The 25,985-nt window shown below is 56.9% G+C and carries 24 protein-coding genes; 8 read left to right on the top strand and 16 right to left on the bottom strand.

Going from position 1 to position 25,985, the window contains the following annotated elements; all coding sequences use genetic code 11:
• Nucleotides 1-78 precede the first annotated feature (78 nt).
• From gmd to G518_RS0108835, 3 genes are read left to right on the top strand one after another with little or no spacing between them, the layout of a single operon-like run.
• On the top strand, nt 79-1,113 hold the full coding sequence (gene gmd, locus G518_RS0108845; RefSeq protein WP_028602233.1) for a GDP-mannose 4,6-dehydratase: 1,035 nt from the start codon (nt 79-81) through the stop codon (nt 1,111-1,113).
• Nucleotides 1,113-2,048: an NAD-dependent epimerase/dehydratase family protein gene (locus G518_RS0108840; protein WP_028602232.1), complete on the top strand. Its 936-nt coding sequence runs from the start codon at nt 1,113-1,115 to the stop codon at nt 2,046-2,048. Before gmd ends, G518_RS0108840 begins: the two co-directional genes overlap by 1 nt.
• Nucleotides 2,045-3,235 (top strand): glycosyltransferase family 4 protein, encoded by a 1,191-nt coding sequence (locus G518_RS0108835; RefSeq protein WP_051236265.1) that lies wholly within the window; start codon nt 2,045-2,047, stop codon nt 3,233-3,235. The genes G518_RS0108840 and G518_RS0108835 overlap by 4 nt, the downstream gene beginning before the upstream one ends.
• Nucleotides 3,236-3,371: 136 nt before the next feature.
• Here G518_RS0108835 and prpD read toward each other — a convergent pair whose 3' ends face one another.
• On the bottom strand, nt 3,372-4,877 hold the full coding sequence (prpD, locus tag G518_RS34425; protein WP_169457919.1) for a 2-methylcitrate dehydratase: 1,506 nt from the start codon (nt 4,875-4,877) through the stop codon (nt 3,372-3,374).
• 5 nt (nt 4,878-4,882) lie between these two features.
• Complete coding sequence (locus G518_RS0108825; RefSeq protein ID WP_051236261.1) at nt 4,883-5,923, bottom strand: Bug family tripartite tricarboxylate transporter substrate binding protein; 1,041 nt, start codon at nt 5,921-5,923, stop codon at nt 4,883-4,885.
• Nucleotides 5,924-6,025: 102 nt separating this feature from the next.
• Between G518_RS0108825 and G518_RS0108820 the strand changes: the two genes are divergently transcribed.
• Complete coding sequence (locus G518_RS0108820) at nt 6,026-6,940, top strand: LysR substrate-binding domain-containing protein (RefSeq protein WP_051236258.1); 915 nt, start codon at nt 6,026-6,028, stop codon at nt 6,938-6,940.
• A 128-nt stretch (nt 6,941-7,068) separates the two neighbouring features.
• Here the strand turns inward: G518_RS0108820 and G518_RS0108815 are convergent, their stop codons facing one another.
• The 5 genes from G518_RS0108815 to G518_RS0108795 form a co-directional block, all read right to left on the bottom strand.
• Nucleotides 7,069-7,302: a hypothetical protein gene (locus G518_RS0108815; RefSeq protein WP_028602228.1), complete on the bottom strand. Its 234-nt coding sequence runs from the start codon at nt 7,300-7,302 to the stop codon at nt 7,069-7,071.
• Between the two features lie 299 nt (nt 7,303-7,601).
• Nucleotides 7,602-9,452 carry a glycosyltransferase gene (locus G518_RS0108810; RefSeq protein WP_036594070.1) on the bottom strand — a complete coding sequence of 617 codons (1,851 nt, stop codon included), beginning with the start codon at nt 9,450-9,452 and terminating at the stop codon, nt 7,602-7,604.
• Between the two features lie 3 nt (nt 9,453-9,455).
• On the bottom strand, nt 9,456-11,465 hold the full coding sequence (locus G518_RS0108805; RefSeq protein ID WP_028602226.1) for a tetratricopeptide repeat protein: 2,010 nt from the start codon (nt 11,463-11,465) through the stop codon (nt 9,456-9,458).
• Nucleotides 11,466-11,790: 325 nt separating this feature from the next.
• Nucleotides 11,791-12,426 (bottom strand): Rossmann-fold NAD(P)-binding domain-containing protein, encoded by a 636-nt coding sequence (locus G518_RS0108800; RefSeq protein ID WP_028602225.1) that lies wholly within the window; start codon nt 12,424-12,426, stop codon nt 11,791-11,793.
• 352 nt (nt 12,427-12,778) lie between these two features.
• A complete protein-coding gene (locus G518_RS0108795; RefSeq protein ID WP_028602224.1) occupies nt 12,779-13,333 on the bottom strand; it encodes a phasin family protein in 555 nt (184 codons plus the stop codon).
• Between the two features lie 236 nt (nt 13,334-13,569).
• Here G518_RS0108795 and G518_RS0108790 point away from each other — a divergent pair, with 236 nt between their 5' ends.
• A complete protein-coding gene (locus G518_RS0108790) occupies nt 13,570-14,019 on the top strand; it encodes an acyl-CoA thioesterase (RefSeq protein WP_036594137.1) in 450 nt (149 codons plus the stop codon).
• A 70-nt stretch (nt 14,020-14,089) separates the two neighbouring features.
• Here G518_RS0108790 and G518_RS0108785 read toward each other — a convergent pair whose 3' ends face one another.
• The 5 genes from G518_RS0108785 to G518_RS0108765 are packed head-to-tail and all read right to left on the bottom strand — an operon-like array spanning nt 14,090 to nt 18,344.
• Entirely contained in the window at nt 14,090-15,046 is a 957-nt protein-coding gene (locus G518_RS0108785) for a 2-hydroxyacid dehydrogenase (RefSeq protein WP_028602222.1), read from the bottom strand.
• Between the two features lie 8 nt (nt 15,047-15,054).
• Complete coding sequence (locus G518_RS0108780) at nt 15,055-15,504, bottom strand: type II 3-dehydroquinate dehydratase (RefSeq protein WP_028602221.1); 450 nt, start codon at nt 15,502-15,504, stop codon at nt 15,055-15,057.
• A 5-nt stretch (nt 15,505-15,509) separates the two neighbouring features.
• Nucleotides 15,510-16,127, bottom strand: a complete 618-nt coding sequence (locus G518_RS0108775) for a glutathione S-transferase (protein WP_028602220.1) — start codon at nt 16,125-16,127, stop codon at nt 15,510-15,512.
• Entirely contained in the window at nt 16,124-17,134 is a 1,011-nt protein-coding gene (locus tag G518_RS0108770; RefSeq protein ID WP_245597930.1) for an NAD(P)H-quinone oxidoreductase, read from the bottom strand. The genes G518_RS0108775 and G518_RS0108770 overlap by 4 nt, the downstream gene beginning before the upstream one ends.
• Before the next feature lie 16 nt (nt 17,135-17,150).
• Nucleotides 17,151-18,344: an ABC transporter ATP-binding protein gene (locus G518_RS0108765; protein WP_028602218.1), complete on the bottom strand. Its 1,194-nt coding sequence runs from the start codon at nt 18,342-18,344 to the stop codon at nt 17,151-17,153.
• 501 nt (nt 18,345-18,845) lie between these two features.
• Between G518_RS0108765 and G518_RS0108760 the strand changes: the two genes are divergently transcribed.
• Entirely contained in the window at nt 18,846-20,099 is a 1,254-nt protein-coding gene (locus G518_RS0108760; protein WP_028602217.1) for a flavin-containing monooxygenase, read from the top strand.
• 283 nt (nt 20,100-20,382) lie between these two features.
• On the opposite strand, the gene argE is transcribed toward G518_RS0108760, so the two are convergent.
• From argE to G518_RS0108740, 4 genes are all read right to left on the bottom strand, one after another.
• On the bottom strand, nt 20,383-21,558 hold the full coding sequence (gene argE / locus G518_RS0108755) for an acetylornithine deacetylase (protein ID WP_028602216.1): 1,176 nt from the start codon (nt 21,556-21,558) through the stop codon (nt 20,383-20,385).
• A gap of 10 nt (nt 21,559-21,568) precedes the next feature.
• Nucleotides 21,569-22,528 carry a LysR family transcriptional regulator gene (locus G518_RS0108750; RefSeq protein ID WP_028602215.1) on the bottom strand — a complete coding sequence of 320 codons (960 nt, stop codon included), beginning with the start codon at nt 22,526-22,528 and terminating at the stop codon, nt 21,569-21,571.
• 65 nt (nt 22,529-22,593) lie between these two features.
• The gene (locus G518_RS0108745) at nt 22,594-23,265 is read right to left on the bottom strand and encodes a DUF1028 domain-containing protein (protein ID WP_028602214.1); all 672 of its coding nucleotides are present in this window, start codon (nt 23,263-23,265) and stop codon (nt 22,594-22,596) included.
• Between the two features lie 11 nt (nt 23,266-23,276).
• A complete protein-coding gene (locus tag G518_RS0108740) occupies nt 23,277-23,690 on the bottom strand; it encodes a RidA family protein (protein ID WP_028602213.1) in 414 nt (137 codons plus the stop codon).
• Between the two features lie 316 nt (nt 23,691-24,006).
• On the opposite strand from G518_RS0108740, the gene G518_RS0108735 reads away from it, so the two are divergent.
• Nucleotides 24,007-25,032, top strand: a complete 1,026-nt coding sequence (locus G518_RS0108735; protein WP_028602212.1) for an ABC transporter substrate-binding protein — start codon at nt 24,007-24,009, stop codon at nt 25,030-25,032.
• 103 nt (nt 25,033-25,135) lie between these two features.
• A complete protein-coding gene (locus G518_RS0108730; RefSeq protein WP_028602211.1) occupies nt 25,136-25,984 on the top strand; it encodes an ABC transporter permease in 849 nt (282 codons plus the stop codon).
• Nucleotide 25,985 lies beyond the last annotated feature (1 nt).

The raw sequence follows: 25,985 nt of genomic DNA, 5'->3' as shown, positions 1-25,985 counted from the left end.
GCCAGCTTCTTCACCATGAGCGTTGTTAAGCGAATGGGCAAGGCTGGACTCCAATTATTAGAGATCGAGGATTGAGATTTGAAAAAGACGGTTGTGACTGGGATCACCGGTCAAGATGGCGCATATCTGGCAGAACTGCTACTGAACAAAGGCTACGAGGTGTATGGCACCTTCCGGCGTACGAGTTCGGTCAACTTTTGGCGGTTGGAGGAGTTGGGTGTTCAGAATCACCCCAATCTGCATCTCGTGGAGTACGACCTCACAGATCTGTCTTCCAGCATTCGCTTGATGCAAAAGACCGAGGCGACCGAGGTGTACAACCTGGCGGCTCAGAGCTTTGTCGGGGTGTCGTTTGAGCAGCCTGTTACTACAGCAGAGATCACTGGCATAGGGGCAGTGAATCTGCTCGAAGCCATCCGTATCGTGAATCCGAAGGTTCGCTTCTACCAAGCCAGCACTTCCGAGATGTTCGGTAAAGTGCAGGCGATACCTCAATCGGAGGAAACGCCTTTTTATCCACGTAGCCCGTACGGCGTAGCGAAGCTGTACGCACACTGGATGACGGTGAACTACCGTGAAAGCTACGGCATCTTTGGTGCCAGCGGCATCCTTTTCAATCACGAAAGCCCGCTGCGTGGTCGTGAATTCGTCACACGCAAAATTACCGACTCGGTCGCCCGGATAAAGCTAGGCCTGCAGGAAACGCTCGAGTTGGGCAATCTGGATGCCAAGCGGGACTGGGGTTTCGCCAAGGACTATGTGGAAGGCATGTGGCGCATGCTTCAGGTGGATGAACCAGATACCTTCGTTCTGGCCACCGGACGCACAGAAACGGTCCGTGATTTCGTGAAGCTGGCATTCGCGGCAGCAGAAATTCCCATCGAATTCCATGGTAGCGGGGAGCAAGAATCTGCAGTGGATGCGCGTACCGGCAAGACTCTTGTGAAGGTAAACCCCAAGTTTTACCGGCCGGCGGAAGTGGAGTTGCTGATCGGTGACGCAAGCAAAGCTCGCGAGAAGCTGCGGTGGACTCCAAAAACGAACCTGGAGGAGCTTTGCCAGATGATGGTTGAGGCCGATCTGCGTCGCAATACGGCCGGATTTTCTTTTTGATGTCTACACGGCGGGTGCTTGTCACGGGGGCCACCGGTTTCACCGGGCGGCACCTGGTGGAAGAGTTGACTTCACACGGTTGGGAAGTTTGGCGTCTGGCTGAGCACTCGGATCGGAACGCAACTGCGGGTTCGGATACCAGCCGCATGTTGGTGGCTGATTTGAACGACGCGTCTGCGCTGCGCGAGGCTGTAGCCCGCGCTCAGCCCACCGCCGTTGTGCATTTGGCTGCGGTCGCATTTGTAGGCCATGGCAATGCCACCGATTTTTACCGCGTGAATGTCATGGGCACCCACAGCTTGCTACATGCGCTTGCTGAGTTACCCGTGCCACCTGGTTGCGTTTTATTGGCCAGTAGTGCCAATATTTACGGCAACGCTGCCAGCGGAGAGATCGATGAGTCCACCCCGCCAGACCCCGCCAATGACTATGCAGTGAGCAAGCTGGCCATGGAGTACATGGCCAAGCTTTGGCTACCTCGTCTGCCTATCGTGATGACTCGGCCTTTCAACTACACAGGGGTAGGGCAGGCCAAGAGCTTTCTGGTTCCCAAGATCGTGGATCATTTCAGAAGGCGAGTCGCGGTGATGGAGCTGGGCAATCTTGATGTCTGGCGTGATTTCTCCGACGTGCGGGCGGTCGTTCGCGCGTATCGACTTTTGCTGGACGCGGCGCCTGTAGGCGAGGTGTTCAATGTAGGTTCGGGCACGACGCACTCGTTGCGCGCTGTCGTCGAAATGGTGGAGCAGCTCACGGGCCATCATCTGGAAGTCAGAGTGAACCCTGCCTTCGTACGGGCCAACGAGGTGCGCACGCTCTGCGCAGACACTTCCCGTTTGCGTGCTGCCATAGGAGATTGGAATCAGGTGCCACTCAAGGAGACCTTGCGCTGGATGTTGGACGAGGGTGAGTCGGCTCCGGAGCCCAGATCTTGAGCCGGTTGAATTTGGTGGTGGCTGTTGATGCCATTGCACCGCCCCTCACGGGCATTGGGCGTTATGCCTACGAGCTAGTCAAGGGATTGCAATCGCATTCGGAGATTGGCAACCTGCGCTATTTTTCTTTTGGCCGGTGGATGGAGGATCCCATCGCTCGCACAGCCAGGGAAGCGCAAGCCAAGTTGAGTTCTGAAGCAACGAATGAAACGCCGGAGCCGCCGCGAAGATCCTTGCGGAGCATGCTGGCGCGCGTTCCTGTGGCGGTGAAGGCTTATCAACTGGTAACCCCTTCGATTTATCGCCTGCGCTTACAGACCGTCAGGGATTCCATTTTTCATTCGCCCAATTATTTCGTACCGAAATTCCCAGGCCCCACGGTAAGTACGACGCATGATCTATCCCACATGCGCTACCCGCAGTTTCACCCCGAGGCAAGGGTGAACTATATGAACGCCGCGCTCCCGCGCAGCCTGCGAATGACCAATCACATCATTACCGACTCCCAAGCGGTGCGGCAGGAAGTGATCGAAGATTTTGGCTGGTCGGAAGACCGCGTCACGGCGATTGGCCTGGGTACTGACCCTTCGTTCTCGCCTCGCAGCCCACAAGTGCTGGCGGCGTGCCTTTCCCGGTATGGCTTGCGGGCAGGTGGCTACAGTTTGTTTGTTGGCACCATTGAGGCACGCAAGAACGTGGACCGCCTGCTCTCTGCGTATGAGGCACTGCCTCTGGCTATGCGCAAGGAGTGGCCACTGGTGCTTGTTGGAGATACCGGCTGGCGTTCGGAGCACACGCACGAGCGAATGCGCGTTGCTGAAGCGGCGGGTTGGCTCCGTTACCTGAAGTATTTGCCCCAGGAAGACCTGCCTTACTTGTATTCGGGAGCTCGCCTTTTCGTCTATCCCTCAGTCTATGAGGGCTTCGGCTTGCCCATAGCCGAGGCCATGGCCAGCGGCGTGCCAGTGATTACATCCAATGTGTCGTCCATGCCCGAGGTGGCTGGTGGTGCAGCGCGATTGATTGATCCACTGAACGTGGACGAACTTCATCACGCCATACTGGATTCATTGCAGAACGGTGAGTGGCGACGACAGGCTATCGCTGCAGGCTTAACGCGGGCTCAGGATTTTTCCTGGCAGGCCTGTGTCGATCGGACGGTCGAGGTTTACAAGCACCTCACTTGACGCAGCAAGAACTGAGCTAACTGGTGTCGCTCCAGGTGCTGGAGGCCGAGTTTGATCGCTACCCCGGAAAAATCGCGCCATCGTGCGGAGGGACATCCACGATGACGCATTTTCCAATGCTGACTTGCTGGACAAACTAGAGACGACGGCCTTCGTGGCCTTCAACCTGCGTCTGGTGTTGGTGAGTGACATCAAGTCGGAGCATATCCATGAAGGTGGGAACGGGCATTTTCGCCATGGTGCTCACGTCGAGGAGACGTGCCAACAATTGACTGCGGTGTGGCTCCTGCCAGAAATAGCTTGTAAGGGTATGAAATTTCGCCTTCAGGGCAGGGACGGCTACGTCCCGTCTCGACGGGTCGCCAGCCGGAAAGAGGGTTTCCTCAAGCACAGATATGGTCCCATCCTCCAGCTCAATCTGCACAGCGTTCGCGCAGCTTTTGACAGCCATATCGTGGTGATCTCGTGTATAGCCTTGATTCTCTATAACCACGGTGCGTTCGCGTAGCCAGTCAATGCGATCATCATTTGCCACCGTGTCCGAATAGTCGTCTGGCATCAAGCGGCCGTGTAGCAACGCGACCGCAACGACATACTGGATTGAATGATCTCGCGCCGCACGGTTTGGCAGCGGTCCGGTTTTGTTTGCCCGCCGCATCGCCTCGTCATGCGTGTGAATCGTGACGCGCTTGATATTGGACAACCGCCCTGACAACCACTCATGCAAACGCAACGCACTCTCCACCGCTGTGGTTGTGTTTCGCTGACACGGATGGAGTTTGAAAATCACGTTATCGAGGATGAGGCTCCCCAGGGGACGCGTTAATTCCACGCGTTTTCCTTCAAGGTAGACAGCCTCGAAACCCCAGGTTGGTGCAGACAGCGCTTTCGGGTAGCCCATTTCCCCTCTTACGGCACTTAGAGCTAGCCAGACGCCCCGGCTGGCCGCATCTGCGCCTGCCCAGCCCTTGCGACTTCCGGCGTTCGGCGTATGGCGGCAGGCGTTGAGGGAATGCCCATCAAGGAACGCGCTCGACAGGGCAGCGGCGATCGTGTTCGCATCTGCACCCAAGAGTCGTGCGGCCATGGCTGTAGAGGCGAGTTTGACGCCAATCACATGGTCCAACCCGATAGACGGATGATCGAAGCGGTTATCGGCTGCCAATAGCCCCTGAATTTCATAGGCGCCGATCATGGCTGCATAGATGTCCGCCATGATGAGTGCAGGGCCTCCGGATCTCACCCGCCAGCGGCTCAGGTAGTCGCCCGCAGCAAGAAGGGCGCCTAAATTATCGGAAGGATGGCCGCCGACGAAGGTGGTGTCGCTGAAGTCCAGCCAGCGGATCATCACGCTAAGATCGTGCGCTGCCTTGACAGGGTCCAACACATGGCCCGTCGCCCAAACCGGAACACCATCTGCAACGGCACTGCCAGGTACCCAAGGCCCGAGTCGCTGGGTGCACTCCGGGTCCCGGAGCGACGCAATCGCACATCCTACGGAATCAGCCAAACACAAGCCTGCTGTATGTAGCGTCGCACCTGTTGGAGCCGCAACTGACGAGGCGTACTCGGCAAGCTTCAGTAGCAGTGGGTCGTAGGTGTGCTCGGCGGGTTCGCTCGATGTATTCAGCGTATTGGCCACAAGCGTCAATCTACTTTTGCATTGGCCATCTTGATGATCTTCACCCACTTTGCTGACTCACTTCTAAGATAGTCGGTAAAGGCTTCCGTCGTCATGGGAGCTGGCTCCGCGCCTTGTTCGCGTAGACCTGCCTTCGCCTCCGGCGACGACAGGATTTCCACTGTTGCCTTGTTCAGTGCTTCGATGACACCTTTCGGCGTATTGGCCGGTGCCAAGAGCCCATTCCAGTTAATAACTTCGTAATTGTGGAGGCCCAACTCAGCAATGGTGGGTACATTTTGGAGCGCTGGATCACGTTGTTTTCCCGTCGTGGCAATTGCCTTCACCAAGCCGTTTTTCAGCATTGGAAGGGCGGCTGGAATGCTGCTGACGTAAAAATCCACTTGGCCAGCGGCCACCGCGAGAAGGGCTGGCCCACCTCCCTTGAAGGGCACGTGAAGCCACTGGGCCTGCAGGGAGGTATTGAGCCATTCCGCGGCCAGATGTGTTGAACTACCATTGCCGGCGGATCCATAGCTCATCCCCTTTAACTCGCCCCGGGCCTTCTCCAGGAAGTTCGCGGAGGTCACTGGCAAGGAGGCTTTGACCACAATGACATTGGGGAACACTGTTGCCAATGTGATGGGCGCAAAGTCCTTCACCGAATCGTACGGAATCTTCTTGTAGAGGTGCGGATTGATAGCCACGGGTGCCACGTTGGCCCACAGCAGTGTGTAGCCGTCCGGTTTAGCCTTGGCGACGAGGTCTGTACCAATGTTCCCGCCAGCTCCACCGCGATTTTCGACAACGAAGGATTGCCCGAGTTTTTCGCCTAACTTTTGCGCAAGATAACGTGCGGTGCTGTCAGTGCTGCCACCGGGTTCGAACGGCACCACAAGTTTCACGGGTCTGTTTGGATATCGTTCGGCCTGTCCGAACGCACTACTGGCGGCCAAAGCGATTGCCAAGCCGCCACAAATAATGAGGTTGCGAGGCGTTAACTTGCACGGCAATGTATCTGCGGTCGACTTCGTGGCACTACGTAGGATTTCTAGTTTGGGATTCATGTGCGTCTCTGATTGTTGTTATCAATGCCAGCAGAATAGGTGCATGGAGCAACTCGGTCGAGCTAGAATTAATCGCTGAGCACTGGAGAAAAACTCACATTGATGCGCCGACTTCCTCCACTCAACAGCCTTAAAGCCTTCGAAGCCGTCGCACGACTCGGAAGCACCATCAAGGCGGCTGACGAACTGTGTGTTTCGCATGGTGCGATTAGCAAGCAGCTCGCCACACTTGAGGCTTGGCTCGTTGTTCCCTTGTTCCATCGAACCTCCAAAGGGCTGGTGATCACGAAAGCTGGCAGCGAATTGCTGCGTGTGGTGGAGCCCGCCTTTGATTGGATCGCGTCGGCAACTAACCGAATCACCTCAGATCGCTCCGTACGCCATTTGATCGTCAGCGCACCCCCGACCATTACGCTTCGTTGGCTGGTGCCTAGACTGACTTCGTTCCTTACCGACAATCCTGGCATTCGCATTCAGCTGAATAACCGCCGATCACGAGAAGATGGGTTGCCTCCTGGGGTTGACATCGCGATTACTCGCGGCGTGTTGGCAGGAAAGGACCTTCACCAAACTCAGTTCATGGCAGAAGCCTTGACCCCGGTGTGCGCGCCAAGTCTTTTGGAGGCCGGCCCGCTGACAACTACCGGTGACCTGAGTCGGGTGACTTGGCTTGTCGCCGATATGCGACCAGCCGATTGGTCAGACTGGCTCCGATTCGCAGGGGAGCCGATGCTCTCCCCCAAGAGCACCCTTAGCTTTGACCACACTTACCTGGCGTTGGAGGCTGCGCGGGACGGCCTTGGTGTTGCCATGGGGCCGGTCTATTTGCTACAGGACGGAGTTGTACCTACGGGACTGCAACCGCTGTTCCCCAACAAGATAATGCCTTCAGAGCCCTACATGGTGGCCTTCCCAAAGGATCTGAGGGAAGATAAAGATGTCCTCGCGTTTCACGATTGGCTGATTTCCGAAGGCCGCGCGCATGAGGATCATTTCAAGGCTCTTTTGTCTCGTTGAGACTCAAACAGCTTGTTCGTCGGTGCTCCTGCTGGAGTGATTCCAGTCGACACCGATGGAGTATTTGGATCAAAAGCATCACCCATTCCGTTGCCAGGTTGAGCATCGCCTAAGGTTTGCGGACCCACTCACTGACCTCTAAAAATCTGGTCGGCGTTGAGTACGAAGTGAGCGATCAACCCACAAAACGCTAAAAAAAATCCAAATATGCCAATCCAATAGCCAATCAATGGCGCTTGAAAAAATGCCAGAAATGCACCAAAAATACCAAAAAAGAGGCCAATCAATCCCAGCAGAATCCCGAGGTTTTCTTTTGGAACTTTCACGGTCAATTTTTTAATCATTTCGCCGTAAATACGCATTTTTTACATGTGCCGGGGCGCTCGCCTCGCCTTTGCTTTGTGAGCTAGCTTGCGGCCGTTGATTGAAGTGTAGAGAGTGACGGCGCTGCCGGGCGCAATTCCGGGCTCTCGACCCAAAGACAAGAGCAGAAGGCTACTAGCAACCGCAGTGCTCAATCGACCGCTGCTTGCCCTCACCCCGACCCTCTCCCGCAGGCGGGAGAGGGGGTTAAACCAGCCCAGAGCCTCGGGTTCTGGGGCTCAATTCGGCAGGCGCGCCTGCATCAGTCTATCGCAGGGGAGAGGGAGTAAGAGCACGCTTATCGTCGCTTCGGCCGAGTAGACCAGTTCGAGCAGCACAGCACCGTGGTGGCGATGAGATACCGAACGGTTGCGGCGAGCGAGTCTTCGGGCGAGGCAGTTTGAAGGCTTTCCAACGATGGAGAAACCGCCACTTCATCAACCTTCAGGCGTGATTTGCGAAACAACAGCAGCGTCCCGATATCTTCGTGATCCAACAAAGTGGCTTCGCGCGAGGCTGACACCACCATGGCGTCGTGGTTGTAGAGGCGAAAGGAAGACGAAGGGTCTTGGAGGCTGATGCCTGTCAAGGTTTTGAGCCATTTCCACGCCCACAGGCGGTGCTTGCTGAGAGGCTGGGGAAAGGCGCCAATCACGACGTCCGGCGCAGAAGGCTTCTGAATGGCTCCCTTCAGGGTATTCAGTGCGTCCGTGCTTGGAAAGCTGTTCGCATCGATGGTGAAGGCGTATTTATAACCGTGCTGCAATGCGTGGCGCAGGCCGGTTTGAATGCTGTTCCAGGCACCCATGGGGAGGATTGAGCGAAGCGCTAATGCGCCTTCAAGCCTCTCTATGGGCTCATGCGAACCGACGATCAAGATATCTGGCCAACCGGCGCTACGGAGTGCGTCCACATGCGCTTGCGAGACCTGGGTTTCGCTTTGAGCATGAAGAATGATCAGCGTATCCTTGTCCAGGTCGGCACGTCCGATTTCCGGGGATGCGTTGGCGTACAGGCGTGCTATGGTCCACGCGCATGTGGCAATGGAGAATTTCCCGGCAGCCGCATGCTGCCCGGATTCGCCCATCTGGCGGCGCATATCTGGTGAACTGCGCAATTGATTGATGGCTGCCTGCCAGGCTTGCAAATCATCCAGCGGTACATGAACCCCGGCACCGGCTTCATTGACAACCCAGGGCATGCCAGAGCCAGGAAGGTCAGAAACAATGCACGGCTTGGCATGTTGCATGGCTTCGATCAGGACGAGACCAAATGATTCGGTTCGCTCGCAAGACGCCAGGCAGAAGACATCACACGTCTCGAGCAGCTCATGCTTTACGGCCTCTGAGACCGCGCCTAGCAGTTGCACGGGAGACTCTTGTCCGGTCTCGGCCTTAAAGCTTTCGATCAGGGCTTCGAGGGCGGGACGCATCTCACCTTCGCCCGCGATCAATAGCTGAACGCCGGGGATAGAGGAGACTGCCCTGATGAGGGTTTCAAAGCCCTTGTAATAAACCAGGCGCCCAATCGATAGCAGGCGAAACGCCCCCGGCCTCCACAAGGTTTTCTGGGAGATACCGGCCTGAGGGGAGGCGGGAGATTGGTCCGCCAAGCCCAGTGGGACGATGCAGCATTTGTCCAACCATGGCTGCAGCGTAGGACTGGCAGCAAGATAGGGCGGTGAAGTTGCGATGACACGGTAAGCCTGCGAGAGGATGGCCCGCTCGAAAGGCTCGTAGAGCATGTAAGCGGCTGAAAGCGCGCGCCGAACTCGTGAGGGGACGACATCTGATTGCCAGTGAACCACCCACGGAATTCGCCGGGCGCTGCGCATGATCAACGCCCAGAACGCGGCATTGTTGGGCATGTGCAGGTGGATGACGTCCGGCTCGAACTCCCGTATTAACCTCCGAAGCTTGAACGGAAAGCCCATTCCCATTGGGGCATAGAGCACTTCAGTCTGTACTCGCACGCGATGTAACCAGGAGGGGTCTTCTTGCCGAGGCTGGCCGTGCACCAGGCCAATAGCGTAGAGCCCTTGCTTGCGTTGCTCCTCGATCAGGTCTGCAAGAAATGACTCCATCCCGCCACGATGAGGCGGGAAAAACTTGCCGATGTGGAGCACTCGACCATGTAGAGAACGAGTCATGGGCTACCTGGAGGCCGCCGGTGCTGGTTTGGCACCCGGACCCGCTTCCAACTGGGCCTTCATTTGCTTGTATCCCGGGTTGGCCGGTTCAAGTGCAATGGCCCGATCGATATCCTGCACCGCACTGACGTTGTCATTCAATGCAGCGTGGGCAAGTGCTCGTCCGTAGTAAGCGGGAGCACCCGGCTTATTGGCCAGCAGGCGATTGAAGATGCTCATCGCTTCGGGAATTTTGCGGGCGCCTACGTTGGCGATCCCCAAACCTACGAGATATCGCTCGGAATCGGGTTGTAGTTTCAGCAGTTCCGTGAAATCACTGATGGCACTTGCATATTGGCGAGCGGGAAGGGCGAGTTCGGCCCTTTGCAGCAAGGTGGTCTGTTTGACCTCGTCCGTTTGCGGTTTGGACAGTGCTGTGGAGTAATTTTCGTAGGCCTCATTGAACCGACCCATCGCCTTGAGAGCCTCTGCTCGCTGATAGTAGAGCGGGGCATCGGTAAATCCTTGCGACTCCGCTTTGGCCAAGGCTTCCAGGGATTGCGGGTACTGTTTCAGCATCCGAAGTGCCATACCCGCGTTAAACGCGGCCGTGCCCACGGGTTCGCCGAGCTTGAAGGCCTCGGCGAAATCCGCCAGGGCCAGCTTGTCTTCACCGTGTTCCAGGTAATAGGCACCTCTATTCAGAAACGACCGCCACCGGCCCACGGCATTGGGCTGAGCCGAGAGATCGATTTTTTGTGCGGCATCAGACCAGAGGGTCAAGTCGTTGCGGAATGTCTGTACGCGTTCCCAAGCGAGGGCAGAGAACAATAGAACGGCGACGATGCCGCAGGCGTATACGGTGCGAGTTTTCAGACCAACCAACATGACGGCCACAAGGCCGGGCAGCAGCAATGCCCAAAGGTAGCTCCGATAAAGGACAAAGGGGTCTTGCACCCAGGAGGTGACCAACTCAGTGCCAAACAGCAAGATGACGCTGAGCACACACAAAGCTGCAAACCCCCAACGGTCTCGTCTCGTTAACAGCAACCAGAAGGAGCCGCCGGCAAGAGCGAGGAAGCCAACTGCTCCAAGTACTTGCGGAAAATCAGTGGGCGACAGAGGAAAGCCAGGGCGCATATCGATGGACATCCACAACACGTTGGGGACGAACCAAAGAAAACCGTAGTAGAAGAAAAGCGCCGTTTCATTGACGACACTGATGGGGTAAATGCTCGCTGAAATTCCCGGCTTGAGTTCCTCCAGTTGCTTCACATAGCCGACCGAAGGTCCGTCGAATGCGGCAGCTCCAATGATGGCGCCATATCGCTGCATAAGTAGCATCACCGCAACTGCCAGCAGAGCAAGCGCTATGCCTGAGACCGCAAGCGTGTGCTGCCACTTTGGACGCGCCACGAAAATGTAGATCGCAATCCAGACGCCCGCCACCATGACCGAATGCTCTTTGGACATGAGTGCCAGCACATACGCGAGCAAAGCGAAGGCAAACCAGGCGACTTTTTTTGTTCTGAATCCACGCGCAACGGCATAGCAACTCAAGGCGGAAAACAGCGCAGCCATCACGATGGACCGCTGGATCAGATAGCCCACTGCATACGTGGCAACCGGATGCACCGCAAAAAGGCCCACGGCCACCAGCAGCGCAGCGCGCTTTGACGCCTCAAAATCCGGATCAGCAACCGTATTGGCTGGAAACTCCACCGAGAGGAGAAGCTCTTGCAGCAACATGAAAATGGCGACGCAGGTGCCTAGATGCAAAAGTAGATTAACCACCCTTTGCCCGGCATAACTATCACCAAACAGCGGCTGCAGCCAGACAAAGCTGCCATAAGACAGCATGCGAGGCTGTAATTCCAGCAGATTTCCGAAAGCGCCGAAGATGGTTCCATCGCCAAGGCGGGCATCATCAAAAATGAGAGAGTGATGAAGGCCTGGGAGATAGATGCATAGCGCTGCTATAACAACGAATAGGCTGAAGAAAAGGGTTTTTCGGTCAAATCGAGTCATAGGCATGGACGATCATCCGAGGTAATTCGCGGACGTCGTCGAGATTTTTACGGAAAGTTTCTCGATTAGAGGTTCGTAACAAATAGCGGATTCGGCAGAAGAATCGCAGCCAAATCGCCACTGTAGAGCGCAGTAATGATACCGGCGATCGGGACCTGAAAATCCGTTTGTAGCGAGGGCGAGGCGCCTTGTTTCGTCCTGCGAATAGGGATCTTTGTGACTTAATACGTGTTCACGATCTTCTCGTGGCCTGAAAAAAATCATGAACACCTTCTTAGGTAGCGGCGCTGGTGCGATAGGAGGGACTTGGGCTCGGGTTCTTCGTTTGACATCATTGCGTCATGGCGGTGGACGGAATGATGTGTACACCGGGACGCGCTTGAATGGCCGATTCGATCATGACACGAGCAATATTTTGGGGTGGACACACCCGCAGGCGCCGAGGTAGCACTGGCCCAAGCGCACCAAGTACCGAAATGGCGACCCGTTCCATGGGGCGGGACTCGGTGCGCGCCCCGCCTATCAAGCCTGCTCGGGCGTAAGCCAGTGAAGAAAACCCCACTTCAGCCAGGTCGCGTTCCAGCTCACCTTTGACCTTGTTGTAGAAAAAGCGCGAATTTGCGTCAGCCCCGGTGGCTGAATTGAGCACATAGGTGGGGGTACCATGATGGTGCGCCAGCCGCGCGACCGCCAGGGGATAGTCATGATCTACACGGTGAAAGGCCGCCTCCGATCCGGCCACTTTCATGGTGGTGCCCAGGGCGCAGATCACTGCATCAACCTGCCACCAATCTGCATCCGTTGGCAGCGCTTCGTAGTCCACGATGGGCGCACGCAGCTTGTGGTGGGCCAGGGGTAGCGCCCGGCGCACAGGGCTCGTCACCTGCGTGATGCGCGAATCGTCCAAAGCCAAGCGCAGTGCATGGCTGCCCACTAGCCCGGTGGCGCCTACGAGCAAGAGCTTCATTTTCACGGTCCTTTCGAAGACATCAACCATCTTTGCAAGCGTTGTCAGGTATTTGCCATGAGTATGCCCACCTGAAATCCTGTGCAAGTTTTGATTTCCGCAAAAAAAAGGGCTGACCTTACGATCAACCCTTTAAGGGATTCCTGAACCCTGAGGTTACGAAAGAATCCGAGGAGACAAGCTTTAGGGGCCTTGCATTTGGCACCAGTGGAAAAGAATGGCAGGACTGCAATCCCTTTCCACTGGGAGCTTCCTTGCCGAAGCAGGGAAACTCACCAAAACTCAATTCAATACTTGGGTTTCGCGCTCTTGGTAAAAAATCTACCAAGAGGCTGCAAAGCCCAGGTTTGAATTAACGAGCTTTCTTGGCAGCAGCAGTGGCGCTCTTGGCAGCGTTGGTGGCGCTGGATGCCACGGCGTTGAAGTTGGCTTCAGCGACGTCGGAAGCTTGTTTAACAGCTTTTTGCACGGATTCAAACGCGTTGCTGGCAGCAGCTACAGCGCTTTTCATCACTGCAACGGCGGTTTCGGAACCAGCAGGTGCATTTTTGGAAGCGTTTTCAACCAGGCTAGCGAACTGAGCTTGGCTTTCAGCAACTTTGCCTTCGAAGGCTTTGCTGAATTCAGCGCTGGTGCCCGAAGCGATGTCATACAGATGACGGCTGTAAGCAGCTGCTTTTTCGGCCAGAGGCTGGAACAGGTTGGCTTGCATAGCCAGCAGTTCTTGAGCATCTTTCACGTTCAGCAGAGCTTGCGTGTGGTTGGCGGACTCAGACAGAGCAGCTTTAGCAGCAGTCAGGTTCAGTTCGACCAGTTTCTCAACGCCTTCGAAGGCCTTGGTGGTCAAGCCGTGCAGAGTTTCCAGGTTGGCTTTTTGCGAAGCGACGAGTTGTTCAGGTGTCAGCATATCAATCTCCAGGTTTTAAATAAAAAAGGACTTGGTTTGCCGCTCTGAACTACTTCTTATGTTGCAGTGCAGCATGTGGATGAATTCTAGGCGAGTGAGGAAAGATTGCAAGCGTATTTGGTGCGCTGCAGCATTTTTAGATGGGCCTTTCTAAAACAGGGTCTTTCACCCAATCCGGAAGCGAACGCTGCGGCATGCGCGAGTCCGCCCCAGCCTCGCGCTGGCAAAATGGAAAGATGAATGCATCAGCCCGCCCTCAACCTGAGTTGCGTGAGACATACCGCGCGTTTCGCCCCATCACCACCAGGTGGATGGACAACGATCAGTATGGCCACGTCAATAACGTCATTTACTACAGCTGGTTCGATACTGCGGTCAACGCGCACCTTATTGAGCAGGGTGTGCTGGACACTGAAAACGGGAGCACCATAGGCTTCGTGATCGAAACACAATGTCAGTACTTCGCACCGCTGTCATTCCCGCAGACGGTGGAGGCAGGCATTCGCGTGGGGCACATTGGTTCTTCCAGTGTGCGCTACGAAGTTGGGTTGTTCGCTCAAGGCGCTGAAATGACCGCAGCCAAAGGTCATTTCGTGCATGTCTATGTAGATCGCGAAACACGCCGGCCTGTGCCGCTTCCTCAAGAGCTTAAAGCAGTTTTAGAGCAGCTCCGCTCTCCCGGTTGAATGCCTTCATTGACGATCCATGCGCGAGCCCGGATGGATCGTCACACGCTCTAGTACCCCCTAGTACTCCCTAGTACCCCCGCGAGGGGTCGATGAGGTTGTCTGGCGGCTTGCCTGCCGAAACGGACCGGATATTGGCCGCAATCTGCGTGGCGGAAGATGAGGGAATGGCTACTGAAGCCAGATGCGGGGTAATCAGCACGTTCGGCATGCCCCATAACGGATCTTCCGCCGGCAGTGGTTCTCGCTCAAAAACATCCAGCGTCGCGCCGCCAATATGGCCGCTTTTGAGCAAATCGACCAAGGCTGCCTGATCGACCAGGCTTCCACGGGCCACATTGACGAAGGAAGCACCAGGCCGCATTTTTTCCAAGCGTTCCCGATTGAGCAGATTGGCAGTTTGCGGCGTGTGTGGCAGCATGAGGACGAGAATGTCGGCTTGCCCGATGACGCTATCCAGCGCTTGCATGCCGGCATGGCACTCCACGTTTTCTATCTGCGCCGGGCTGCGCGACCAGCCCAGCACCCTGAAACCTTGGCGCTGCAACTCGTAAGCGGCCTTGGAGCCCAACTGACCCAACCCCAGCACGCTGACCGTGATCTCATCGGGTGAGCGGGGGTGTTTGTACGCCCATTTCCCCAGCCGCTGAGCTTGCTCGAAGAAGGGAATGTCCCGGGCATGCCGAAGTACTGAAAACAACACGTAGCCCGCCATCATCCGCGCCATCTGGGGGTCTGTAATCCGGGTGATGGGAATACCTGCTGGTAAATCATCTCGCTTCACCAATGAATCTACTCCGGCGCCCAGATTCACGATAAGCCTCAGGTTCTCCATGCGATCGAAAAAGCGCGCCGGCGGTTTCCAAACCAGCGCATAGGAAATCTCTTTCGGGTTTTCTATCGCGCTTGCATGCACGATTTTCAGATCAGGCAGTTGCGCCTGGAGAGCACGCTTCCAGGTTTCGAAATCGTCGAAGTCGCTGTAGAAGGCCAAGGCGCCCAAGGGGGGGCTTTGCAGAGTCGTCATCAGCCAGCCTATCTGCTTTTGCGTACCAGGTCGGCGATGGCCTGGATGGCCAGTTCATAACCATCGCCGCCCAGGCCGGCGATAAGGCCATCGGCTACTTTGGAGATGTAGGAGTGATGGCGGAAAGGCTCGCGCTTCCAGATATTGCTCATATGGGCCTCGATGATCTTGCCTGGGAAAGACATCAAGGCATCGAGGATAGGGATCGAGGTGTAAGTCAAACCCGCCGCATTGATGATGATGCCGTCGGCCACACCGCGCGCTTCCTGAATCCAGTCGATTAGCTGACCTTCGTAATTCGATTGAAGGAACCGGAACTCGGCGTTCAGTGAGGCCGCTTTTTGTTCGCAGCGCGACTGCAGTACAGGAAAGCTGTCAGTTCCATATGTTTTGTTGGCATCCAGGCCGTAGAGGTTGGCGTTGGGTCCGTTCAGGAACCATATGGTGAGGTCGCTCATGAGTTTCAGCTTTCGTAGGGGCGAGTAGCCTGCAAGGCCGGTAGTGTTTGAAAGGCGTCGTTCCAGCGTGCCGCTTGATCGTGCCGGGCGCGCCAGTCGAATTCAGGGAACCGAAAATCCAGATATCCCAATGCGCAAGCTATGGTGATCTCGCCAATGCTTGGCTTTTCCAGAACCAGCTCGGATGCCATGGCGTCGATCGCATCCAGGCCGGCTTCGACCTTGTTCAAAAGTGCGTCTCGCCAGGTGTCCCATTGGAATTCGAGCGGGCGTGCCGTCCGCTCATAGCGGGCCAGCAACGCCGCATCCAGCATTCCATCTCCCAAGGACTGGCGGGTCAAGGCGGTCCACCGCTCGGGGCCTGCAGCCGGAAAGAGGTAGCTTGCGCCGGCGCGATCGGCCAAATACTCGCAGATCACCCGGCTGTCGTAGAGAGAATTGCCGTTGTCCAGAATCAGTGTGGGCACCTTGGCCAGCGGGTTGTGGGCGGCAATTCTAGGGTCGCGGCGAACCGGGTGCGCAGCGCTGTCGAGTTTCTCGATCTCATCCGTCTGGCCGGTCAGATGCGCGCAGACCATGACCTTGCGCACGAAGGGCGAGGTGGGGGCGAAGAGAATTTTCATGGGGTTAAAACCAGTTTGCCGAAAACCTTGCCGCTTTCCAGCATCTCATGCGAGGCGGCCGCGTCTTCCAACGAAAACGTGCGGTGAACTCGTGGCTTAATCCGTCCGCGCTTGATCAGCGGCATGACATGATGGCCGATCCGTTGGGCCATGCGGGTTTTCTCTTGGCGGGTCTGGGGGCGCATGGTCGATGAATGCAGGCTGAGCTGTCGCTGCATGAGCGTGAGTAGCTCAACCTGCACAGCGGAGCCTTGCATGAACGACAGGCTCACGTGGCGACCGCCGAAAGCCATGGCTTGCAGGTTGCGACGGACGTAATCACCACCGACCACGTCAAGGACCACGTCGGCGCCTCGCCCTTCGGTGTAGTCCAGGCAGGCTTGTACGAAGTCGGTGGTGGGCCAGCAAATCGCGGCATCCGCTCCCAGTGCGTTCAGTTCGGCAAAGCGGGTCTCATCGCTAGCGGTTGCGATCACGGTGGCGCCGGCTGCATGGGCCATCTGGATAGCCAAGGTGCCAATGCCGCCAGCGGCGCCGTGGACCAGCACGGTCTCTCCCATGCGCAATCGACCTAGTTCGAACAGGTTGTGCCAGACGGTAAAAAGCCCTTCTGGCAATGCGGCGGCCTCTATGTCGGAGAGGCCCGCGGGCACCAGAAATGAATGATCGACCGCCGCCACGCACCAAGGCGCGTAGCCGCCGCCGGGAACAAGGCTCATGAGCCGCCGGCCGAGGAGCGACTCTTCGACGCCGGGGCCACAGGCGACTACTTCGCCGCACACTTCCAGTCCCAGCACATCGGTGACGCCGGGAGCAGGTTTTGAGATGCCCTGGCGCTGCATGATGTCGGGGCGGTTGATGCCGGCGGCCAGCACACGTAGCAGGACTTCACCCGCTGCTGGCTCCGGCACGGGGCGGTCTGCCATCGTCAGTACACTCGCGTTGCCGGGGTCGCGCGCGATGATGGCACGCATGGAGGAGGGGCGAGATGAGGAGTTTTCGCTCACGTCAGTTCTTTCTGCTTCACTTCGGTGGGGAAAAAATGCTGACCCCTTCATTGGGGAGGGCGAGTCCAGCGACCGAACCAATCGGCCATTGCTGCATGGCTCCCGGCCCTGCACTGCGAACGGTGACAATATGGCGGGTCGTCATCGGGGGAATGGCCACATCGACGTAGGTATTAATGTGGTCCCCCTGGAAGACGTGGTTGATGACGGTGCCGCTCAGCACTGAACCGGAATGAAGGTTCTCCAGAGTGATGTGTTCGGGCCGCACGTAGACGTCCAGCCGCTGGCCTTCGTGCGCCGCCTTCGTGAGGCGTTCCTGCGGCAGGCGGTCCTGCGGCAGGCGGTCCTGCGGCAGGCGGTCCTGCGGCACATTGAGCAGGCCAGACCCCAGGCGCAGTTGGATGTCCGTGGCAACTTTGCCGTGGTAATGGGCTGGCAGGATATTGACGTCGCCCAGAAAGGACGCCACGAAGGGGTCACTTGGGTTCTGATATAGCTCCGCTGGCGAAGCGATTTGGCGGATAACCCCGCTGGACATCACCGCAATGCGGTCGGACATGGCCAGTGCCTCGCCCTGATCATGGGTAACGAACACGGTGGTGAGGCCGAGCCTGCGCTGGATTTCTCTGATCTCGACCTGCATGGAGCCGCGCAGGCTTTTGTCCAACGCAGAAAATGGCTCATCAAGCAGTAATACCTTGGGCTGAATGATGAGTGCTCGCGCCAGGGCCACTCGTTGTTGCTGGCCGCCGGAGAGCTCCCTCGGCTTGCGGTGCCCCAGCCCGTCGAGCTTGACCATGGCCATGGCATCTTTCACGCGTCGCGCGACTTCCTCCTTGGGTATGCGGCGCATGCGCAGGCCATAGCCGATGTTGTGCTCCACCGTCATGTGGGGGAACAGCGCGTAGTTCTGAAACACAATGCCGATCTGCCGCTTATGCGGGGGTTCGCTGGTGATCGGTTGGCCGTCGACGAAGATTTCACCAGAGTCAGCTTCCGCAAAACCGGCGATCAGATTGAGAAGCGTCGTCTTGCCGCAGCCCGAGGGGCCCAGCAAAGTGAGGAACTCGCCCCGGCTGATATCCAACGATAGTTCGTGCAACACGATCTGATCGTGGTATTTCTTGCCCACGCCTTGCAGGCTGACTGCGACATCGACCTCAGAACTAGACAGGTTTTGCTGCGATGCAGGCTCGTTGGATACGTTCATGTTTACGCGATCAATAAGGGGCTTGCTGGGTGCCAATGGACTCAAGGCGAAGATCCGTTCCATCGCGCTGGGCCGCTCTGGTCATGAGTCTGTTCTTGGCTGAGACGATACGGCAAACGGCTGTCGTTTGATCTTTGCAGAAATTGATGCGACCCCTCGGAAAAAACGAAATAGCCATTGCCAGGTGTTAGTGACGCCTGTTCTCTGGCTGGCGACGACCTCAGATCAAGTTCCTCGCGGCCAGGCTGCACCCATGAAACGCCTCGGTGGACATAGGCAAACCAGGGGTGACCCGAGATTTTGTTGAAAGCGCGCAGTCGCCAAACCGATGTCTCCATCACAGCGCTTTGTTTTTTCCTAAGTGCTGAGTTCGAAAAACCAGATTTCCAAACCTCGTTGGCGTGCCCAAACTTGTCGCCATCGATGACGGGTATATCGGCACTCCGTTTTGCTTGGCAATGACGGACCGTACCCGGTCGAGATTATCTTTAGGAAACGCAAATGTCAGTGGAAAAAATCAATACCGTCGTGGTTGGTGCTGGCCAGGCCGGAATAGCGATGAGTGAACACCTTTCGCAGATGGACGTGCCGCATATCGTGCTGGAGCGCCATCGGATTGCGGAGCGTTGGCGCTCGGAGCGCTGGGATTCCCTGGTGGCCAACGGGCCCGCCTGGCACGATCGCTTTCCGGCACTCAAATTCAGCGGTATCTCGCCGGAGACCTTTCCGCCCAAGGAACGCGTGGCCCAGTATTTCGAGGACTACGCCAAGATGATTGAGGCGCCGGTGCGGACAGGGGTGGAGGTGACGCAAGTCGAACGCCTTCCGGGTAGGCCGGGCTTCAGGGTGACGACGTCAGCCGGCGTGATTGAGGCGGCCAATGTCGTAACAGCCACCGGCCCTTTCCAGACTCCGGCTTATCCAAAGATCGTTCCTGAAAGCAGCGGCCTCCAGCAACTGCATTCCTCGACTTATAAAAACCCGGGCCAATTGGCCGAGGGCGCTGTGCTGGTGGTGGGGGCAGGAGCATCCGGCTCACAGATCGCGGAGGAATTGCGCAAGGCCGGTAAAACGGTTTTCCTTTCGGTAGGCGAGCATTACCGGCCACCACGTTCTTATCGTGGCCGCGACTACTGCTGGTGGCTGGGTGCGCTTGGATTGTGGGATGAAGTGAAGATCAGGCCCAAGAAAGAGCATGTTGCCTTCGCAGTCAGCGGCTATGAAGGCGGCAAGACAGTGGATTTTCGCCGTCTGGCCCACGCGGGCATTACGTTGGTTGGCCTGACAAAATCCTACCGCGACGGCGTCATGGAGTTTGAAGAAGGATTGGCAAAAAATGTGGCCGACGGTGACCAAGCCTACTTCGACGTGCTGCGCGAGGCCGACGCCTATATTGAACAGAACGGTTTGCCGTTTCCGCCCGAGCCTGAAGCTTGGGAGTTGCTCCCCGACCCAGACTGCCTCAGCGAGCCGATCCTGAACCTTGACCTTGGTGCTGCCGGAATTACGACCATTCTTTGGGCAACAGGCTTTAAGTTTGACTACAGCTGGCTGAAGGTCAATGCCTTCAACGAAAAAGGCGAGCCTTTCCACAAACGTGGGATCTCCGCCGAAAGCGGAATCTATTTCCTGGGATTACCGAACCTGGTCAACCGAGCATCTTCTTTTATCTATGGCGTGTGGCATGACGCGAAATACGTCGCTGACCATATCGTGCTCCAGAACGGCTATATGTCCTACACCAAATCTTATTGATCCGGGTACGGTGATGTATTGACCGTTCGCCCTGGGATTCCATGGTTTCGGTCAAGCAATAAATCCGTTCGGGCTGAGCCTGTCGAAGCTCTGCGCAACGCTTCGACAGGCTCAGCGCGAACGGATTGGTTGAGGTCGAAGGGGTTAGGCTCTGTCCAGGGCGAACGAAAAATTCAGGCTTCACGGGGCAGGGGCTCATCAAGGTGCTCGCCTGCTGACCAAGCTGCCAAGTTCCAAAGACTTGGCAGCTTTTCCTGTTGGATTTTCTTGCGCTAACTCTTGTTTACGCGCAAAGATAATCGACGAGACCCTGCAGCATCCGGTCGCAGGCCTCGATCTGCGAGAGTTCCACGTATTCGTCGGCCTTGTGTGCCACCTCAATGCTGCCCGGCCCGCAGACCAACACCGGGGTCTGGTTCCAGCTTTGCTTAAACAAACCGCCTTCGCTTCCGTAATCTACCTTGGTGCATGGCGTGCCTGGCGGCAGTAACGAGGCAAGCAGACTGACGGCTGGAGAGTCCGGAGCGGTGTCCAGGCTGGGGTAGCTGTTGACCAGTTGGATGTGTGGGGGGGGCGCTTCAGGATTCATAGCCTCCTGCTTCACGCGCTCAGCCAGGCGTTCCAGAATCCTGGCCAATATCTGCTTTGGTTGATCTAAAGAAACGTTGCGGATCTCGAAGCCCAGCTCGCACTCAGAGGGCACGATATTAAGGGCCTTCCCGCCATGGATGGTGCCTACGTGTACCGTGGAGTACGGGACTCCGTAACCTTCCTCGCGCGGGCCGCTTTCGGAAAGTTCGCGTTGCACATCTCGCAGCGATGCGACCAAATCGCTTGCCATGTGGATCGCATTGGTAAACCGGGGTGCCAGGCCTGAATGCCCGGCCTCGCCGCAACAGATGGCGCGGTAGGCGGCCTTGCCTTTATGGCCGGTTCCTATGCGCATCAGAGTGGGCTCACCGATGATGCAAAGGTATGGGGCGGGCAGGGTGCTCTCGAGCCGGCGCAACAGATGTCGCACACCGACGCAGCCAATTTCTTCGTCGAAAGAAAGCGCCAGTTGCAGAGGGCGCTTGAGTGGACGGCTGGCGGCATCCACCATGGCCGTGACGGCGCAGGCGACGAAGCCTTTCATGTCAGCCGTGCCACGCCCATAAAGCCGACCATTCTTATGTGTGACTTCGAATGGCGGTGAAGTCCAGGGTTGGCCTTCTACTGGAACCACATCCGTATGACCGGAAAGCATCACACCAGGAATTCCCTGCGGCCCGACTGTGGCAAAGAGGTTGGTTCGGCTCGGATCCTGGGGGTCAGGCGCGCGAATGGATTCGATGCCGGCTTGCGCCAGGATCTCTTCGACTTTCTCGATTAGCCCGATATTGGGTTTCAGCGATACCGAGGGAAACGAAACGAGTGATTCCAGCAGAGAGACGCTGCGTGAGGACTGTGGTTGTTCCATCGTTTTTTCCTCAGGTATCTGAAAGATGGGGGTCGAAGAAATTGGCAGCACTCATCCCGGGGATGTACTGATCTGAAATATAGGCTCTGCAGCGATCCATGAAAACTCGCGCAAGGCGTGACTGCTTCACGGATTTGTACGTGGACAGGCCTAGGAGCATCGGGCGGTTTTCGCCAGCAAGCCGAACCCGTACTGTGCGTTTTCCGTCCAGCGCTTCGTTGGACTTGGGCCTGACGTTGAAAAGTGTATAGCCGATACCGTTGGCCACCATGGAGCGCACGACTTCCGTTGAGCTCGAACGCGCCACGATATTCGGTGTCACGCCAGCTTTGGCAAAGATCGAGGTGAAGTAGTCCCGGCTCATGGGCATATCCAGCAGCACAAAGGGTTGTGGCGCTAGTTCCTCCAAGGTGATCGCTCGCTCCTTGGCCATAGGGTGCACCTCTCCCACAAGTACATGCGGGGGCAGACTCGCCAAGCATTCGAACTCGATGTCGTCTCCCTGATGCAGATCGTAGGTGATCGCCAAATCGATTTCCAGGGCGCGAAGCTTGGTCATCAGGACCTCCTGGTCGCCCTCGATCATCTGAAGCTGAACCTTGTCGAATGCCCGGGAAAACCCGAAAATTACCTCTGGCGCGATCATGGCCGTGAGAGATTGGAAGCACCCCACCCGCAAAGAGCCTTGTATGGCATCGCTTGAGTCTGCTGCAATCTCGTAAAGGCGAGACGATTGGCTCAGCACATCCTCGCACTGCTGCAGCACCAGCGTGCCTATGGCGGTCAGACCCAGGCCCTTGGATGGGTGGCGCACGAACAGCTGCACGCTCAGCTCAGCCTCGATGTGGGCTATAGCCGCTGAAATCGAAGGGGAGGAAATGTGAATCTGCGCCGAAGCCGTGGCAATGCTGCCGTGTTTGGCCGTGGCAACAAAATATTCCATCTGACGCAGGGAAATGCGGTTGAGCATAGGCGGGCAATCAAAAAACGGAGCGGCGGATTAACCCGCTCAGTGTACCGACGCCGTCCAAAAAATCAGAGATTTCCCGGAACGCCAAAACTTGGCGCTGCGCGAGGGTCCAGTGCCCGCGTCACGTAGGCCTTTAACTGTGGCTCATAGACTTTCCAGGTGGCATGGAGCGCCTGCACTGGATCTTGTTCTACCCAGTCCAGCCGCAGATCCACAACAGGCCAATTCTGATCGTCATAGACCAATAAGCCAGCCGAATGCACCGGGCCTTCTTCGCCACCGGCGGCTTGGCCGGCTAGCATGGCTTGCATCAGACGCTCGGCTAAGGAGCCCTCGGCTTGCTCGAATGTCAACAACATCGCGCGGGGCACATCTGTCGTAAGCAGCATGTTACCGGCGCATGCGGCATGTTCGCCCACAGCACTGGCCAGAGTGCCCAAGGCTTGGGCACCGGTGAAGACCACCGGAGGGTTGTGTGCGTCGATAGCCATCAGTTGACGGTAGTCGATGAAGGGGCGTTTTCGCAGCTCCGCTAGCGCCTGCTCGGGTGTGAGGCCCTCGGCCATCAAATCCAGGGCGAACGGACCGAGCTCGGGGTCCGTGATGTTTTGACTCGCCGCGGCGCCTACGCCCTTGCGCCCGCGGATGCAGCGAGCAGCGACGGCTGGCGAAGACGAGGCCACGGCGGCTCCGAACTGCCCGGTAGCAGGGCAGCGCGCGATGATGGAGAAGGTCATGGTTCTACGGCTTAATCGGGAATGACGGCGGTGGCATCGATCTCCACCAACCATTCAGGCCGGGCCAGGGCGGACACCACAATGCCGGTCGATACCGGGAAAACGCCCTTCAGCCAGCTTCCCACCACACGATAGACTGCCTCGCGATAGCGCGGATCGACGATGTAGATCGTGATTTTGCAGATGTGCTCGAGTTCGCCACCCGCTTCCTTGAGAAGCATGGCGATGTTGCTCATGGCTTGTTCAGCCTGCCCAGCGACGTCGCCTATGCACACGCTCTCGGTGGTGTCAATGTTTTGGCCGATCTGCCCACGCAAGAAAACCGTGCTGCCGCGCGCAACCACCGCTTGACAGAGGTCGTTGTCGAGCTTTTGCTCCGGATAGGTGTCTTTTGTGTTGAAGGTACGGATGCGGGTGTGCTTCATGGTTGTTCGCGCGAACGATTAAAAAGACGGAAGTGCACATGTTCGTCTGAGGTATCCAATGGCGCCATTTGTTTTTTCCGGCTGACCATTTAGGAATTTCCTACTGCGCTGATGTCGGTGAAGCCGGTGATCGGCCCCTCAGGAAATTTGAGGCACCTATATGTAAAACGCGACTTGGCCGGAGTGGGGCTCTTTCCTCATCATCCGTTCTGTGATTCGAATCAAAGCATGTAGGCGCGATTTATGCTTGTTCGCCTACGCCGCTGAGATTCTTTCCGCTCGGTCATATGTTCAATTTTTCGACAAGGGATCCACAATGATTCGTAAGCTTTTGACGCTGTGCGTTTTATCTGCAACCCTGGGCGGCACAGGGGCATGGGCCCAGGACGCTCTGGTGGTGAGTACATGGGGCGGCAGTTTTCGCGATCTGATCGACGAGAACATAGGCAAGGAGTTCACGCGTCAGACCGGAGTGCCGGTGAAATACATCACCGGCGGCACCATCGATCGTCTGAACAAGGCCAAGCTTGCCTCCAAGCCGGAGAGCGACATCACCTTCACAACGTCCCACGTCGGCTGGCTGTATGCAGACGGCAATCTGTTTGAGACTCTGGATACCAGCAAGATCCCGAATTTCGGAAACTTGGTCGATCTCGCGAAGATTAGCCCGTACCACATCGGTAGCTGGGCCTATGTCTACACCATTGGATACCGCGCCGACATGATTCCCCCCAGCGTGAAGTTCGACAGCTGGAACGATCTGTGGAACCCTGCTTTGAAGGGCAAGATTAGTGCGCCAGACTTTGATCCAAGCCACATCATCGCCGTGTCAGCCATGCTGTCAGGCGGCGATGCCAAGTCATGGGAAAAAGGTCAGCAAAAGTTGAAAGCGCTCAAGCCTAACTTCAAGGCGTTCTATACCAATGATGCCAACGCGCAGCAACTCATCGCCACTGGCGAGACGCCAGTGGAGGTCATCCTCTCGATGAACGCTTATCACATGGTCAACCAAGGGGTGCCAGTCAAGGTGGTCATGCCCAAGGAGGGTGCCGTACTGGGTGTGGACACCATGGCCATCATGAAAGGCTCCACCAAGGCTGATCTGGCCTATAAATTCATGAACATCGCGCTCTCGCCAGAAGTGCAGTCGAAGATTGTTGCCTCCAAAAAGGCCAGCCCGGTCGTGGACAACGCCAAAGTTTCGGCTGAAGATGCCAAGCTTCCCGGTGTGTTCACTACTAAAGAGCAATGGGCCAAACAGACCATCGTGATCGACAACAAGCTGCGCGCAGAGAAGACAGCCGAATGGCGCAAATGGTTCACTGAAAACATCATGAACTGAGACGGTGCGAGCGAATCCCTCATGCTCGCCCGGCGAAAGATTTGGACGGCCTTACCTGCCAAATCTTTCGCTTTCACTTGAACATCTGGAATAAGGTTTAGGAATGCGTTCCGATCCACGGGCTTGGTTGGTCACACCGGCAATATTTGTCGCGGTGTGCATTGCGGTGTCATTGCTCGCAGTGATGCAATTCAGCTTCCGGGCATTCGTGCCCGGCTCGTTGGACGTGGGTGGGCTCACGTTGGAGAACTTCAGCGGTTTAGGTAAGTCGATTTATCTTGATGCCTTCTCCAACACCTTGCTATTAAGCGTGGAGACTACGATCTTCTCGCTGCTGGTCGCCTATCCTTTGGCTTATGCGCTGGTACGGGTGAAGAACCGTGGGCTCAAGTCCTTCATTTTGGTGGTTTCGATCACTCCACTATTCCTGGGCGAAATTGTTCGCACCTATTCGTGGATCGCGGTGCTGGGCAGCAACGGATTCATCAACGGTGCCTTGCGCAAGCTTGGCCTGATCGAGTGGCCCCTTGAACTGATGTTCACCCACTTTGGTGTGCTGGTGGCCTTGGTGCACGTGACAATCCCTGTGGTGGTTCTGATGCTCGCCACGGCGATCTCACACATCAATCGAGATTACGAAAAGGCTGCCCAGAGCCTGGGTGCGGGGCCCATCCGAACCTTTGTCACGATCACCTTGCCGCTTTCGATGCCCGGCATCCTGGCCAGCATCACGACCGCGTTCGCATGGACTTTCAGCGCATTTGCCACGCCGCAGATGATCGGCGGTGGCCGCGTGCCAACGGTGTCCACCTTGGTGTACCAGCTTGGCTTTTCCTCCATGAATTTCCCATTGGCTGCCAGCCTGAGCGTGGTGGGTCTGTTGCTGACAGCAGCGGCGTTACTTGCTCTGGGACTAGTCACCAAGCGCCTACAAACCGTTGGAGGGCATTGAA

The organism is Ottowia thiooxydans DSM 14619 (genome assembly GCF_000422885.1).
GTDB lineage: Bacteria > Pseudomonadota > Gammaproteobacteria > Burkholderiales > Burkholderiaceae_C > Ottowia > Ottowia thiooxydans.
Note: the sequence above shows the minus strand (reverse complement) of the source record. Positions and strands in the feature narration are given on the sequence as shown.

What these genes read in the sequence shown, in the direction of transcription:
- G518_RS0108840 (WP_028602232.1), top strand. Translation starts at nt 1,113, where the DNA reads ATGTCTACACGGCGGGTGCTTGTCACGGGGGCCACCGGTTTCACCGGG.
- G518_RS0108825 (WP_051236261.1), bottom strand. Translation starts at nt 5,923, where the DNA reads ATGAATCCCAAACTAGAAATCCTACGTAGTGCCACGAAGTCGACCGCA.
- G518_RS0108820 (WP_051236258.1), top strand. Translation starts at nt 6,026, where the DNA reads ATGCGCCGACTTCCTCCACTCAACAGCCTTAAAGCCTTCGAAGCCGTC.
- G518_RS0108815 (WP_028602228.1), bottom strand. Translation starts at nt 7,302, where the DNA reads ATGCGTATTTACGGCGAAATGATTAAAAAATTGACCGTGAAAGTTCCA.
- G518_RS0108810 (WP_036594070.1), bottom strand. Translation starts at nt 9,452, where the DNA reads ATGACTCGTTCTCTACATGGTCGAGTGCTCCACATCGGCAAGTTTTTC.
- G518_RS0108805 (WP_028602226.1), bottom strand. Translation starts at nt 11,465, where the DNA reads ATGCCTATGACTCGATTTGACCGAAAAACCCTTTTCTTCAGCCTATTC.
- G518_RS0108800 (WP_028602225.1), bottom strand. Translation starts at nt 12,426, where the DNA reads ATGAAGCTCTTGCTCGTAGGCGCCACCGGGCTAGTGGGCAGCCATGCA.
- G518_RS0108795 (WP_028602224.1), bottom strand. Translation starts at nt 13,333, where the DNA reads ATGCTGACACCTGAACAACTCGTCGCTTCGCAAAAAGCCAACCTGGAA.
- G518_RS0108790 (WP_036594137.1), top strand. Translation starts at nt 13,570, where the DNA reads ATGAATGCATCAGCCCGCCCTCAACCTGAGTTGCGTGAGACATACCGC.
- G518_RS0108785 (WP_028602222.1), bottom strand. Translation starts at nt 15,046, where the DNA reads ATGACGACTCTGCAAAGCCCCCCCTTGGGCGCCTTGGCCTTCTACAGC.
- G518_RS0108780 (WP_028602221.1), bottom strand. Translation starts at nt 15,504, where the DNA reads ATGAGCGACCTCACCATATGGTTCCTGAACGGACCCAACGCCAACCTC.
- G518_RS0108775 (WP_028602220.1), bottom strand. Translation starts at nt 16,127, where the DNA reads ATGAAAATTCTCTTCGCCCCCACCTCGCCCTTCGTGCGCAAGGTCATG.
- G518_RS0108765 (WP_028602218.1), bottom strand. Translation starts at nt 18,344, where the DNA reads ATGAACGTATCCAACGAGCCTGCATCGCAGCAAAACCTGTCTAGTTCT.
- G518_RS0108760 (WP_028602217.1), top strand. Translation starts at nt 18,846, where the DNA reads ATGTCAGTGGAAAAAATCAATACCGTCGTGGTTGGTGCTGGCCAGGCC.
- argE (WP_028602216.1), bottom strand. Translation starts at nt 21,558, where the DNA reads ATGGAACAACCACAGTCCTCACGCAGCGTCTCTCTGCTGGAATCACTC.
- G518_RS0108750 (WP_028602215.1), bottom strand. Translation starts at nt 22,528, where the DNA reads ATGCTCAACCGCATTTCCCTGCGTCAGATGGAATATTTTGTTGCCACG.
- G518_RS0108745 (WP_028602214.1), bottom strand. Translation starts at nt 23,265, where the DNA reads ATGACCTTCTCCATCATCGCGCGCTGCCCTGCTACCGGGCAGTTCGGA.
- G518_RS0108740 (WP_028602213.1), bottom strand. Translation starts at nt 23,690, where the DNA reads ATGAAGCACACCCGCATCCGTACCTTCAACACAAAAGACACCTATCCG.
- G518_RS0108735 (WP_028602212.1), top strand. Translation starts at nt 24,007, where the DNA reads ATGATTCGTAAGCTTTTGACGCTGTGCGTTTTATCTGCAACCCTGGGC.
- G518_RS0108730 (WP_028602211.1), top strand. Translation starts at nt 25,136, where the DNA reads ATGCGTTCCGATCCACGGGCTTGGTTGGTCACACCGGCAATATTTGTC.